Origin of the sequence: Sphingobium xanthum, assembly GCF_019737615.1 — a bacterium.
GTDB lineage: Bacteria > Pseudomonadota > Alphaproteobacteria > Sphingomonadales > Sphingomonadaceae > Sphingobium > Sphingobium xanthum.
Genome location: NZ_JAHKKS010000002.1, coordinates 430,007 through 443,430 on the forward strand (window position 1 = coordinate 430,007; position 13,424 = coordinate 443,430).

9 protein-coding genes are annotated in these 13,424 nt (G+C 64.3%); all 9 read right to left on the reverse strand.

Annotated elements, in window-relative coordinates; translation table 11 throughout:
- Nucleotides 1-5: 5 nt before the first annotated feature.
- Nucleotides 6-3,188, reverse strand: coding sequence for an efflux RND transporter permease subunit (locus KM135_RS05215; RefSeq protein WP_221712905.1), 3,183 nt, complete (start codon nucleotides 3,186-3,188; stop codon nucleotides 6-8).
- 168 nt (nucleotides 3,189-3,356) lie between these two features.
- Complete coding sequence (locus KM135_RS05220; protein WP_221712906.1) at nucleotides 3,357-4,622, reverse strand: efflux RND transporter periplasmic adaptor subunit; 1,266 nt, start codon at nucleotides 4,620-4,622, stop codon at nucleotides 3,357-3,359.
- Nucleotides 4,619-5,023: a hypothetical protein gene (locus KM135_RS05225; protein ID WP_221712907.1), complete on the reverse strand. Its 405-nt coding sequence runs from the start codon at nucleotides 5,021-5,023 to the stop codon at nucleotides 4,619-4,621. The genes KM135_RS05220 and KM135_RS05225 overlap by 4 nt, the downstream gene beginning before the upstream one ends.
- Nucleotides 5,024-5,331: 308 nt before the next feature.
- A complete protein-coding gene (locus KM135_RS05230; RefSeq protein ID WP_221712908.1) occupies nucleotides 5,332-5,940 on the reverse strand; it encodes a TetR/AcrR family transcriptional regulator in 609 nt (202 codons plus the stop codon).
- A 207-nt stretch (nucleotides 5,941-6,147) separates the two neighbouring features.
- Complete coding sequence (gene glk / locus KM135_RS05235) at nucleotides 6,148-7,131, reverse strand: glucokinase (protein ID WP_221712909.1); 984 nt, start codon at nucleotides 7,129-7,131, stop codon at nucleotides 6,148-6,150.
- A 21-nt stretch (nucleotides 7,132-7,152) separates the two neighbouring features.
- Nucleotides 7,153-8,436 carry a sugar MFS transporter gene (locus tag KM135_RS05240; RefSeq protein ID WP_221712910.1) on the reverse strand — a complete coding sequence of 428 codons (1,284 nt, stop codon included), beginning with the start codon at nucleotides 8,434-8,436 and terminating at the stop codon, nucleotides 7,153-7,155.
- An 84-nt stretch (nucleotides 8,437-8,520) separates the two neighbouring features.
- Nucleotides 8,521-9,507 carry a LacI family DNA-binding transcriptional regulator gene (locus KM135_RS05245; RefSeq protein WP_221712911.1) on the reverse strand — a complete coding sequence of 329 codons (987 nt, stop codon included), beginning with the start codon at nucleotides 9,505-9,507 and terminating at the stop codon, nucleotides 8,521-8,523.
- Nucleotides 9,508-9,684: 177 nt separating this feature from the next.
- Nucleotides 9,685-11,190, reverse strand: coding sequence for a carboxylesterase/lipase family protein (locus KM135_RS05250; protein WP_221712912.1), 1,506 nt, complete (start codon nucleotides 11,188-11,190; stop codon nucleotides 9,685-9,687).
- A gap of 4 nt (nucleotides 11,191-11,194) precedes the next feature.
- The gene (locus KM135_RS05255) at nucleotides 11,195-13,405 is read right to left on the reverse strand and encodes a beta-glucosidase family protein (protein WP_221712913.1); all 2,211 of its coding nucleotides are present in this window, start codon (nucleotides 13,403-13,405) and stop codon (nucleotides 11,195-11,197) included.
- Between the last annotated feature and the right edge of the window lie 19 nt (nucleotides 13,406-13,424).

Consider the following 13,424-nt stretch of genomic DNA (forward strand, 5'->3'; position numbering starts at 1 on the left):
ACTCCTTATTCCGCCGGAGCCAGCGCCGGTTGGGCGGGGCCGGAGCGGCCGCGCAGGCGGGCGATCCGGTCGCCCAGCGCGCGGCTGACGACGTAGAAAGTGGGGGTGAAGATGAGACCGAAGGCGGTGACGCCGAGCATGCCATAGAACACCGCGGTGCCGAGCGCCTGGCGAAGCTCCGCGCCCGCCCCGGTGGCGAGCACCAGCGGCACCGCACCCAGGATGAAAGCGAAGCTGGTCATCAGGATCGGCCGCAGCCGCTGCTCGGCGGCATGCACCGCTGCCTCGACCGGCGTGTAGCCGTGCTGCTCTTCGCCCTGCCGGGCGAACTCGACGATCAGGATCGCATTCTTGGCGGCAAGCGCCACGAGCACGATCATGCCGATCTGCGTGAGGACATTATTGTCCAGGCCATGCAGATTGACGCCGATCATCGCCGCGAGCGCCGACATTGGCACGATCAGGATGATCGCGAGCGGCATGACGAGGCTCTCATATTGCGCGGCGAGCACCAGGAAGACGAGCAGCACGGCCAGGCCGAAGACGAGCCCGGCAGTGTTGCCGGCGGTCTTCTGCTGATAGGCGATGCCCGTCCACTCCCAGGTGTAACCGTGCGGCAGCGTCGAGGCAGCCAGTTCCTCCAGCTTGTCCAGCGACTGGCCCGAGGAATAGCCCGGCGCCGTGTCGCCATCGATGGCGACGGCGGGCGAGAGATTGTAGCGCTGCACGCGATAGGGTCCGGTCGTGTCGCGGAACGTCGCGACCGAACCGATCGGCACCATTTCCCCATAGTTGGAACGGGTCTGGAGATTGGCGATGTCGGCAGGCGTGCGGCGATAGTCCTCGTCGGCCTGCGCGGTCACCCGATAGGTGCGGCCAAGCAGGTTGAAGTCGTTGACGAAGGCCGAGCCCAGATAGACCTGCAGCGTCTCGAACACGCGCTCGGGCGGCACGCCCAGCATCTCGGCCTTGTCGCGGTCGATATCGGCGAAGATGCGCGGCGTGCCCGTCTCGAAGAACGTGTAGACGAACGACAGGCCCTCGGTCTGGTTGGCCGGGCCGATAAGGCCATAAGCGACCTTTTCCAGCTCCTTCGAACCCTTGCCGTCGCGGTCCTGCACCATCAGGCGATAGCCGCCGGCCGAGCCGATGCCGCGAATGAGCGGCGGCTTGACGATCATGAGGCGCGCCTCGGTGATGTCCGCCGTGACCTTGCGGGCCTCGTCCATCAGCTTGTCGATCGTCTGCCCCTTCTTCGCGCGCTCGTCAAAGTCGTCGAGCACCCAATAGGCGGCGGCCGAGCTGACATTGCGCGTTTCCGAGGCACCGTCGAAACCGGACAGCATGATGGTGTTGCTGATGCCGGGGATCTTCAGCATCCGGTCGGCGACCTTCTTCATCACCACGTCGGTGCGGGCTGTCGAAGAGCCGGGCGGCAGCTGGACGATCGTGAAGAAATAGGCCTGGTCCTGCGCCGGGATGAAGCCCGTCGGTGTGTACCAGAGCGCACCCACGGTCAGGGCGATCAGGCCGGCATAGGCCGCCATCATCTTCTTGGGCTGCTGCACGAGGCGCGCGGTGAGCGTCGCATAGCGGGCGCCGAACCGCTCGAAGCCGCGATTGAACGTGACACCCGCCTTCTCGACCAGCTGGCGCCAGCGCGGCGCACCCGCGGGCAGATCATGGCGCGGCTTGAGCAGCAGCGCGGACATGGCCGGCGAGAGGGTGAGCGAAAGCACCAGCGAGATGATCGTCGCGGCCGAGATGGTGATGGCGAACTGCTGGTAGAAGGCGCCCGACATGCCGCTGATGAACAGGGTCGGCACGAACACGGCGCAGAGCACCAGCACGATCGCGATGAGCGCCGCGCCCACCTCGTCCATGGAGGTACGGGCCGCTTCGAGCGGTGTCATGCCATGCTCGAGGTTGCGCTCGACATTCTCGACCACGACGATCGCGTCATCGACGACGATGCCAATCGCCAGCACGAGGCCGAACAGGGACAGATTGTTAAGCGAGTAGCCGAGCATCGCCAGCACCGCGAAGGTGCCGATCAGCGAGACGGGAATGGCGAGCACCGGAATGATCGCGGCGCGCCACTTCTGCAGGAAGACGATGATGACGAGCACGACCAGGATGACGGCTTCGACCAGGGTCTTGATGACCTCGTCGATCGACTTCTGGATGAACTCGGTCGGGTTGTATACGATGCGATATTCAAGGCCCTTGGGGAAATCCCTGGCGAGCACAGCCATCTCGGCCTTGATGCCCTCGGCAGCGGCGAGCGCGTTAGAACCCGGCATCTGAAAGATCGGGATGATGACGCTGTCCTTCTCGCCCAGATAGGCGGAGGTGCCGTAGTCGTCCGCGCCCAGTTCAACGCGGGCGACGTCACCCACGCGCACCTGGCGGCCGTCCGCATCGGTGCGGATCACGACATTGGCGAATTGCTGGGGCTCGGTGAAACGGCCCTGCGTCTCGACATTCAGCTGGAAGGCCGAGCCGCCCGATGGGGGCTGACCGAGCGTACCGGCGGCGACCTGCACATTCTGCGCGCGCAGGGCCGAGACGATATCGCCTGCCGTGAGGCCAAGGGACGCCGCACGGCGGGGATCGATCCACACCCGCATGGCGAGATCGCGCGAGCCGAAAAGCTGGACGTCGCCCACGCCATCGAGACGCGCCAGACGATCCTTGATGCGGGTCTGGGCGTAGTTGGAGATATAGGCGCGGTCGAGGCTCTCGTCGGGCGAGATCAGGTTCACCACCATCAGGAAGTCAGGCGAGGTCTTCTTGGTGACGATGCCGAGGCGCTGCACTTCCTGCGGCAAGCGCGGCTCGGCGATGGCGACGCGGTTCTGCACCAGAACCTGCGCCTCATCGAGATCCGTGCCCTGCTTGAAGGTGACGGTGATGACCACGCGCCCGTCGCCTGTCGATTGCGACGAGAGATAGAGCATGTTCTCGACGCCATTGATCTCCTGCTCGATCGGGCTTGCGACCGTCTCGGCCACGGTCTCGGCGGAGGCGCCAGGATAGGTAGCCGAGACGGTCACGGTCGGGGGGACGACCTCGGGATATTGCGAGACCGGCAGGAAGAAATAGGCGATGGCGCCGATGATCGTGATGATGATCGCGATGACGGCCGCGAAGATCGGCCGGTCGATGAAGAAGCGGGACAGACGCATGACTTGTCCTCCAGAAAAACGGGTAGCCGATCCTGCTCCCCTCCTCTTCAGAGGAGGGGTTGGGGGTGGTGTTACGACGACTGGGGGGCTTGTCGCGTTGCGAGCGATGCTGACGCATCGCCACCACCCCCTGCCCCTCCTCTGAAGAGGAAGGGTGATTTGCGCTAACTACCGGGCGAAGGTCGCCTGGCCGGCGAGGGAGAGGCCGGTGGGCGCGGTCGACGCCGTCGCGGCCTTTGGTTCGGGGGTGATCTTGCCTTGCTTGATCTGGACCTTGCCGCCGGGCATCGCCATCTGCGTGCCGACGATCACGACCTTGTCGGCCGGGGTGAGCCCGCTCCGCACGACGCGCAGGCCATCGATGACCGGGCCGAGCGTGACCGGCTTGGCCGAGACCGTGCCGTCCTTCGCCACGACCAGCAACGTCTTGCGCGCCTGATCGGTCTGGACGGCGGTATCCGGCACCAGCAGCGCCTTGACGGTGCCGCCGCTGGCGAGACGCATGTTGCCGAACATGCCGGGTGTCAGGAACAGATCGGGATTGGAGAGCACGGCGCGGGCACGGATCGTGCCGGACTTGGGATCGAGGCCGTTGTCGGTAAAATCGAGCTGGCCCTTCCACTTATAATCCGTCTCGTCCTGCAGGCGGATCTCGACGGGGGAGCCCTTGGCCTCCCCTTCTCGCTTCGCCTTCAGGAACAGCCCTTCCGAGCCGTCGAAGGTGAAGTAGATCGGGTCGAGCGCGTTGATCGTCGTGAGGAGCGAGCCCGCATCACCCGCCGCGACGAGATTGCCGGCATCGACTCGGCGATCCGAGATGCGACCACCGATCGGCGCGCGCACCACGGTGAACTCCATGTCGAGCGACCTAGCGCGAACACGGGCCTGCGCGCCGGCCAGTCCGGCCGATGCCGCCTGGACCTGCGCCCGCAGACGATCGACCTCGCTCTGCGAGACCGCATCGACCGCGACGAGGCGCAGCGCCCGATCGAGATTGGCGCGGGCCAGCGCAAGATCGCTCTGCGATGTCGCGACACCCGCCCGCGCCTCGGCCAGCGCGGCCTGATAGGGCCGCTGGTCGATGGTGAAGAGCGGTTGCCCGGCGCGGACGACCTGGCCATCCGTGAAGTGGATCGCCGTGATCGCGCCCGAGATGCGCGGGCGCACCTCGACCGAACGGCTTGCCTCGAAGCGGCCGATATAATCGTCCCACTCGGTCACTTCGCGCTGCAGCGGCTCGGCGACGGTGACCGCCGGCATGGCCGGGGCCGCCAGGGCTGGCGTGCTGCGCTGCGTGAAGCCATAGATGCCGGCCAGCGCGATGAGCGGCAGGCCGATCCATGCGGCGCGGCGCAGATTGCGGCTGCCACCCTGAGGGGCGGTCTGCTGCGCCTGCTCGGCGTCGTCCGGCTTGAAAAGCGTATGCATGTTCATTGATAGATCCTTGCGCGGGGCGCGGCACGCTCGCCGACGATACCATCGACCAGCAGTTCATATTGACGTTCGGAATAGCCGGCCCGGAGGAAGTCGCCGATCTCGGAGGGGGCGACATTATACCCGTGGTGCCAGCTCAACACGGCGATGCGGCGCAGGGCCTCCAGCCGGCTGTCCGAAAGCGGGTTCTTGCGCTCGATGCCGAAGATCAGGCGCACGAGACGGCCAAGGCGGCCCTCCTCGCGGATCGACGACAGATTGTCCTCACGAGCAAGGCGAACGATCGCCCACTCGCGATGACTGAACGTGGTCGCCTGTCCCGGGCGAACCCGTGCCGGCGGCATGAAAGGCTCAAGCAGCTGCGCTGCGCCGCGATGGCCGGCAAAATCCATATAGGCCATGTTTCTTCTCCCATCCTGCCCCTGCGCGAGAGTAAGACGATCCGATCCCGAAAAAGCCTTGGCTCCTCCTGGTAGACAGTTTCATCGAGCGCAGAGGATCATCCCCGAAAGCAGCACGCGCCGTGCCGACCGATCGGGCGGTCAGACCTCAAAAAGATAATCAAATCGAGCGAGAAGGATGACATGAGCCTGTTGACCCGCTGCCATCTCCCACCCTGTTTCTATACTGCTTAGTATGAAAGTGACCCGTTCAGGTCAAGCACTATTTTTATACCGATCGATATTTTTTCGCAGTGCGTCGTAAAAAACTACCGCCCGGGCCACATGGCAAGGGTCGCGTCCGCGACCCGCTGCACTTCGTCCCGCGTGGCGCCGGCGCCTGCCTGAACCGCCATGCCCTTGAGCACGGTCATCAGATAATTGGTGATTGTCTCCGGATCGACCGGCCCGTTGAAGTCCCCGTCCGCGACAGCCTTCGCCATCCGCTGGGTGAAGAGCTCGTTGACCTTGCGGCCGCGCTCCAGCACTTCGTCCCGGATACACTCTGCCTCGGTGCCACAGGCGGTCGAGGTGATGACACCCAGACACCCGCGCGGATCGCAGCCGTCGGGATCCAGATAATTGTCGATCGCGCCCTGGAGGAGACGTTCTGCGACGCCCTTGGCGGTCGGCTGCTCAAGCGCCGGGCGGACGAAGGCCTGCTTCTCACGCTCGTAAAGATCCAGCGCCTGGCGGAACAAAGCTTCCTTGTTGCCGAAAGCCGCATATAGACTCGGGCGGGTAATGCCCATCGCTTCCGTCAGGTCGGTGAGGGACGCGCCCTCATAACCGCGGGTCCAGAACACGCGCAAAGCTGCCGCCAACGCCGCATCGACGTTGAACTCGCGGGGCCTGCCTCTGACTGCTACTGCTTCCATATCGACCGGTACATAATATCGCTGCTACGCAAAGTCCATAGGGAAGATGCACGGCATGCAAGTGCCGGACTGAACCGCTCCGGCAAACCCGGGGCGGTTCAATCGCGATCTCGAGATCGGTGAGCGTGTCGAAAGGGAGGACCGCACCGGCGAGTGGTGTAAGTCCGCTTCGTCTCACGATCACCTTGTGAACCAAAAGGCGCAAGCTCAGATGTGTTGTCCCTCGATCATTCGGTTTCGCGCAAACGCAGCCGCTGCTCCAAGCAGGCCGGGCTGCGGGTGCGTAATGAGCTTTACGGGAATGAGATTCATCATTTCGACAAAGCGGCCTTTCGCCACAAATCGCTGACCGAAGGCGGGAAGGAGCAGACGCTCGCGGAGTCGCAAGCCGAGTCCGCCCGCGATAACGACAGCGCGCGCCCGATGCATCAGCGCGACATCTCCCGCGAAAGCTCCCAGTAACAGGCAGAAGCGCTCCAGGGCTGCCATCGCCAAAGCATCATGACCGTCGAGCGCAAGCGCCCAGATCGTGCCGTCATCGCACTTGGCGATTGATTTGCCCTCGATCGCCGCAAGCGTTTCATAAATGTCGACAATGCCCGGGCCAGAAACAACTCGTTCGGTCGAGACACGTCCGTATGTTGCGCGCAGACGACGCAGCAACTCGTCTTCGATTGCATCGAGTGGCGCGAATGCCTGATGCCCTCCCTCTGACTCGAAAATACGATAAGTCTCGCCCTCTCGAAACACGGTCGCAACGCCAAGTCCTGTCCCCGGACCACAAATGCCGATCATCCCCTCTTGAGGCAGCGGTTCCTTCGGGCCGCAGAGATGGATGAAATCACTCTCGGCGGCTTGGGCGACTGCATGTCCGATCGCGGCGAAATCATTGACCAATGTACAGGACTCAAGACCCAATTGCCGGGCAATCTGTGACGGCTGCAGCGTCCAATCATTATTGGTCAGCCGGATGGTATCGCCCTCGATCGGTGACGCGACCGCAATCGCCGCAGCGGCAGGCAGAGCGCTTTGGCTCGTTGAACCAAAAGCCTCCCAGGCCGCTTGGAAACTGACGAAGTCGGCAACCTTCAGGGTGGTCGCCTCTCCCAGAAAGGCTACGCGGTTCCCCTCGATGCGAGCGAACGCGAAGCGTGCGTGCGTACCACCGATATCGGCCGCTATGAGGTCCATGCTTCTGCTATACTTTCGAGATCAGTGAGACAGAGTGACGCGCGAACCGTCGCTGCCATGGCTGTTTGGGCGTGTGCGCGCAGCAAGTACCGCAAAGCCGCTGAGGCATGCGTAACACAGGGCTGGTATGATGAAGGACCGCTCGTAGCTCATGGCATCCGAGATTGCGCCAGCAAGCAGCGGGAGAAAGGCGCCTCCGACAATTGCCGTGCAAAGGAAACCCGACGTGACTTCCTTGCTTGCGGTCGATCGCTCCAGCGTGAGTGTGAAGATCGTTGGGAACATGATCGAATTGAACAGCCCGATTGAGAGCGCCGCATAACCGCCGATTTCGCCGCCGAGAAGGAACACGGTCACGCAAAGGACTGCCGCTGCGGCTGTTGCAATGGTCAGTAGCCTGGATGCCGGGGTCGAGATCATGAGTCCCGAGCCGATGAACCGACCGACCATTGCGCCCAGCCAATAGAGGCTCACAAAATAACCGGCGCGCTGTAGCGGCACGTCCCAGACGCTCGCATCGTGGAGGAAGAGTGCCATCTGCGTCCCGATCGAGACCTCGGCCCCGACGTAGAGAAAGATCGCGCCGCCCCCGAGCAATGTCCATCGGGACGCAAATGCCTCACGGATCATGTCAGCGGCGCTTTGCGATGATCCAGTGGGCGGTGCGGCAGCGAGAATTCGGTGGCGCATCAGCCAGATAAACAGGCCGATCAAGGCGATAAGCAGGGCAATGCCGACGAACGCCGTATCGATGGCGGCAAGCGCGTTGGCGCGCGCCGCATCATCCAGAACTTCGCCGGGCGCGGTCTCGATACCATCGAGAAGGAGACTGGCGCCGAGCAACGGTCCCAAAACCGTACCGAGGGAGTTGAAAGCCTGGCTGAAGGTGAGCCTGAAATGACTGCGCTCCGGCGGACCGAGCACCGCAGCGAGCGGATTGGCCGCAACTTGCAGGATGGTGACGCCGCTCGCAAGAATGAACAGGCCGATCAGCACGACGGGATAGACCGCAATGTTGCTGGCAAAAAGAATGGAAAGGCATCCCGCGACCATCAGCCCGAGGGCGAGGATAATGCTTGTGGTCGAACGCAGGCGGCGGGCGAGCAACGCGGCCGGCAATGAGACGACACCGTAGGCGATGAAAAAGGCGAAGGCACTCAGTTGCGCCTCGACGTTGGTGAGGCTGAAGATGTTTTTCACTGCGGCGACCAACGGATCGACCAGCGACGTGACGAAGCCCCAGCCGAAGAACAGCGCCGTCACTGCAGCAAAGGCGCTGGTCGCGCTTTTCCGACTGGTCATCATCCCTCCCCTATATCGACGAGAGCGCCAGCAATGTGTTCGCCGACCGCAATGTCGACGCCTTTATTCGCAAGAATGGCAGCGCTGTCAATATCCTGACGCGCTGGTGGACCCCCGGATGATCAATTCATACTGTATCGGGTCCAGATCGAGCTCTTCCCCTAAAAGAAGCCGGGCAGCGCTTGCCCCCAATAGCTGCATCGGCTGCCGAACGGTGGTCAGAGCAGGCCAGGCCAGGCGGCTTGCCGGGGAGTCATCAAAGCCCGCAATCGCGATGTCTCCCGGAATGTTGAGATTGCGCGAATGGGCAACCTGAAGCGCCCCAAGAGCCATATCGTCATTCGCGGCGAAGATCGCGGTGGGTGGCTCCCGCAATTCAAGGAGCGCGCGTGCGGCATCGGCACCGGATTCGACGTCGAACAGCCCCGGCCTGATCAACTCCGCTTCAACAGCGATACCGGCGGTCTTCAAACCCTGGAGATAGCCCTGATAGCGTCCCTGCGCGAGGGAGTGATCAGGGTGCGGCGTGATGAAGCCGATGCGGCGGTGCCCCTCAGAGATGAGATGAGCCATCATCTGCTCGCTCACCTCCCGGTCATCGATGATGATCGACTCGCCGAACAAATCCGGCCTTCCCGCAATCCGCACCAGCGGAATATCGAATTTCGCAATATGATTGACGATCAACGCCATGTCGCACAGCGGAGGAGTCAGCATTATCCCGTCGGGCCGCAATGTCGTGATCAAGCGGTCGAGAACCTGAGTCGCCTGATCGTCGAGGTCGATAGGCTCGGAGACCAGATGATATCCTCGCTCGCCGCATGCGCGCGCGGCCCCCATCAAGACGTCGGTAATGTAGGCGGCACTCGGGTTGTTGAAAGGATAGGCGATGATGAAGGACCTGTTTCCAGCCAACTGCCTCGCCGCCAAATTCGGGCGATAGCCAAGCGCCCGAACGGATTCTTCCACCCGCGCGCGCAAGGCCGGGCGGACGTGCGCTTCCCGGTTGAGAACGCGCGAAACTGTCTTCATCGACACCCCGGCATGCTTGGCGACATCGGTAATCGTCGGCAATTGACTCTCCGTCAGATAGTGTGTCCCAGGCCGCGCGGACTGCCACTGTTCGCGATAAAGCCAGCCCGTTCACGATCCCGCGCCGGCCATTTCTGACAGCGCTAACGATCAAAGGAAAGCTCAAGCGACCGAAGGCTTCCCGCCTTGGGGGACGTCGAGGAAGCTGCGGGCTATCGTTCAGGGTGCTGCCTTGGCAAGACTCTCGGCAAAGTCCAGCCGCATCTGGGCCGGATCTTCGCCATTCCGGGCGCCCGCGCCGTCGATGATCTGCACGGTCCCGCCGTCCGCCCCAGCGGAAGGCCAGGCCGGAACCTTGCCGTCACCATCCGGGCGGCCGGTGCGCACGAAATTCACCCAGTAGCGATGCGTCAGGGCCGCGACCGGAGCCTCGGCCGGAATCTCCCTCGGCTCGCGGCGCTGGCCGACCGTATCGAACACATAGGGGATTTCGCTCGCATGCGGCGCGCCGCCCATGGTCTGCTCGACTTGCGGCACAGCATAAGCGAACCGATAGAGCCACACCGGTTGGCGCGGTGCCAGAGCGCGGGCAATGGCGCGCGCGGGCTCGATCATCAGCCGGTCGGCGCTGGTCATCGTGCCCACGACGAGGCCCGATGCCGTCCCTTGCGGATCGTAGAGGCCTCGTGCCTCGGCCGCCCGGGCGCCATAGCCGGCAAAGATCTTCTCCTTGTCCGTCACGAAGGGAAAGCCGTCCGCCGAATTGGCGCCGACCATGACCGGCACCCGGGCATAGAGTCCAGCCGAGGCCCCATCGATCGAATTGCCCAGGATCGTCCGGCCATCGACCATCGGCCCGGAATAGCCAGGTTGCGCCATGGTCATCATGCTGAGATCGCCGGTGACCTTCGCCGCCGGCATCGCCCGCAGCGCATCGGCGGAGAGGCCGGGCGCGAACGCTTCCCCCGCCTTCGCCGCGGCAGCGACGGTCGGCATCGGCAGGGTCCGGTCGCGGCCGCCGCCGGACTGGATGATCGCCCTGTGGAACAGGCCGCGCGCCAGCGGCGATTGCAGCAGCATATGCATAGACATTCCGCCCGCGCTTTCGCCCACCACCGTCACGCTCGCCGGATCGCCCCCGAATGCGGCGATATTGGCCCGCACCCATTGGAGCGCGGCAATCTGGTCGAGAAAGCCGAAATTGCCGCCGAACCCCTCGGCCGCCAACCCCGGATGCGCGAAGAAGCCGAACCGGCCGAGACGATAGTTCAGACTGACGAACACCACGCCGTCACGTGCGAAATTCTCACCGGAATAGACGGCCGGCGAGGAGCCACCGTTGACGAACCCGCCACCATGGATCCAGACCATGACGGGCAGCTTGGCGCCCGCGGCGACCTTCGCCGGGCGCCATATGTTGAGATAGAGGCAGTCTTCGGACGGCGCCGTTACGATCGGCGCGGCATCGGGCGGAAACGGCGCCTGGGCGCAATCGGGCGCGAAGGCGCTGCCGTCCCGTTCCCCACCCCAGGCCGCAGCCGGCTGCGGCGCGCGCCAGCGGTTCTGGCCGACCGGCGGCGCGGCATAGGGGATGCCTTTGTAGCTCGTCACCGCTCCTTGCGTGGCACCGCGCACCGTCCCGTACTGGGTGGCGACGGTCTGGGCAGCGGCCGGCAGGACGATGCACCCGCAAGCCACCGCCATCAGGATCGGAAACGCCTTCATCGCATCAATCCTTCCAGGTCCGGGCGGCCAGCTTCACCGTGACGGGCGCGCCCAGCGCTTCGGCATCCTGCCCCAGCGCGAAGGCATAGTCACCGGCCGGCATGGTCCAGCCGCCGTTTTTCCAGTCCGCCAGCAGGCGCGGATCGATCGTGAGCGAGACCTGCTGCTGCGCGCCGGGCGCCAGGCTGACGCGCTGGAAGCCCACCAGGCGCCGCTTCTCCTGTCCGGTGCGGCCAACGAGATACAGCTGTGCCACGTCGTCGCCCTGACGCTGGCCGGTATTGCGCACCGTGAAGCTCGCCTTGAGCCCGGCCAGCTTGAGATCGGAGTTGGAGAAGCTGGTGTAGCTCAGCCCATAGCCGAACGGAAACAGCGGCTTGGCCTTCTGCCGGGCGAACCAGCGATAGCCGACGTCCGATCCCTCGATATCATAATCGGCGTAGAGCTTGTCGCTGCCGGACGTTGCTCCACCCATGAAATCAGGCTCCACCCAGTCGCTCCCATCGAGCTTGGGGCGCGGCAACTGGGTCTCGCTCGCCGGGAAGGTGAGCGGCAAGTGTCCGGACGGGTTGGTCTCGCCGAACAGGACGGAGGCGATTGCCTCCCCTCCCCGCGCGCCGGGATACCAGGCCTCGATCACGCCGGCGACCTTGTCGAGCCACGGCATCGTCACCGGCCCGCCGGTTTCGAGCACGACGATGGTGTTCGGATTGGCAGCGGCAACGGCGGCGATCAGCGCGTCCTGCCCGTCGGGCAACGACAGATCGGGCACGTCGAGCCCTTCGGTCGTCCACTGGGTGGCGAAGATGATCGCCACCTCCGCTTGCTTCGCCTTCTCCACCGCATCGGCGATATAGCGGCCGTCGCGGAAGCTGACCTTGGCGTCCTTGGCCATCGCCTTGATCGCTTCGAGCGGGCTGGAGCGATGATATTGCTGGGCGATGAAGCTGGCCAGGGGACCCGAGCCTTGCACGGGGCGCGACACGGCGGGTCCGCCTACACCGTGGACCTGGCTCGAGCCGGCACCCGACAGCACGCCGCCATCGGCATAGCCGCCGATCACCGCGATCGATTTCGCGGTCTTCGCCAGGGGTAGTGCGTTGCCGCTGTTCTTCAGCAGCACGATGCCTTGCTTGGCGACTTCCTCGGCGACCAGGGCGTGCTTCGCGAAATCGATTTCGCCGCCGGGCGTCACCGGATGCTTGTCCAGCCCGGTCGCATAGATCGCGGTCAGCACGCGCTTGTTCATGTCATCGAGCCTGGCGGCATAGGCCCGCTCGGATGCGGCCTTCGCCTTGAGCTGATCGCCGAAGAACACCGCCGGATCGAGTTGCGCGCCCGATTGCTGATCCAGCCCATTGAGCGCCGCCTGAATGCCGGGGACCGCGCCCCAGTCGGCCATCACGAAGCCCTTATAGCCCCAGCTTTGCTTGAGCACCTTGTTGAGCAGCCAGTCGCTGTCGCATGCCTGATGGCCCAGGACGCGATTATAGGCGCACATCACCGATCCCGGCTGCCCCTGCTCGATGCCGATCTGAAAGGCCAGCAGGTCGCTTTCGCGCGCCGCGCCTTCGGAAATCTTGACGTCCACATATTTGCGCCCGGTTTCCTGCCCGTTGAGCGCGAAATGCTTGATCGTGGAGATGATGTTGTTCGACTGGATGCCACGGATCGCGGCGCCGACCAGCACCCCGGACAACAGCGGGTCCTCGGACAGATATTCGAAGGTGCGCCCGTTGCGTGGATCGCGCGCAAGGTTGACGCCGCCGGCCAGCAGCACGTTGAAGCCCTTGATCCGCGCCTCGCCGCCGATCGTCGCGCCGCCGCTATAGAGCAGGTCCGGATTCCAGGTCGCCGCCTGGGCGACGCCGGACGGCAGGGCGGTCGCCCCGTCCTTGCGCAAGCCCATGACATAGGAGACGCCGAGGCTCGCGTCGGTTTCCTTCAGGGCCGGAACGCCGAGCCGCGATATGCCGGCGATATAGCCCGCTCCTGGAACGGCATCCTGGGGAATTTCCACGGCGATGCCGCCCAGCGGCAGCGGCATGATGCCGTGGGTGAGGACGACTTTCTCGTCCGCCGTCATCTGTTTCACCGTCGCGGCGGCCCGTGCTTCTGCGGATGCGAGCGAGATCGGAGACGCCTGCTGTGCCAGGGCCGGAATTGCCACCGCAATCGAAGACAGCGCCGTCGTGAATGCAAAAATCTTCGCCATGATCGTCCTCTTCAGCAAA

Bases quoted from the DNA above. Each gene is read 5' to 3' on its own strand.
- KM135_RS05215 (WP_221712905.1), bottom strand. From the start codon at position 3,188: ATGCGTCTGTCCCGCTTCTTCATCGACCGGCCGATCTTCGCGGCCGTC.
- KM135_RS05220 (WP_221712906.1), bottom strand. From the start codon at position 4,622: ATGAACATGCATACGCTTTTCAAGCCGGACGACGCCGAGCAGGCGCAG.
- KM135_RS05225 (WP_221712907.1), bottom strand. From the start codon at position 5,023: ATGGCCTATATGGATTTTGCCGGCCATCGCGGCGCAGCGCAGCTGCTT.
- KM135_RS05230 (WP_221712908.1), bottom strand. From the start codon at position 5,940: ATGGAAGCAGTAGCAGTCAGAGGCAGGCCCCGCGAGTTCAACGTCGAT.
- glk (WP_221712909.1), bottom strand. From the start codon at position 7,131: ATGGACCTCATAGCGGCCGATATCGGTGGTACGCACGCACGCTTCGCG.
- KM135_RS05240 (WP_221712910.1), bottom strand. From the start codon at position 8,436: ATGATGACCAGTCGGAAAAGCGCGACCAGCGCCTTTGCTGCAGTGACG.
- KM135_RS05250 (WP_221712912.1), bottom strand. From the start codon at position 11,190: ATGAAGGCGTTTCCGATCCTGATGGCGGTGGCTTGCGGGTGCATCGTC.
- KM135_RS05255 (WP_221712913.1), bottom strand. From the start codon at position 13,405: ATGGCGAAGATTTTTGCATTCACGACGGCGCTGTCTTCGATTGCGGTG.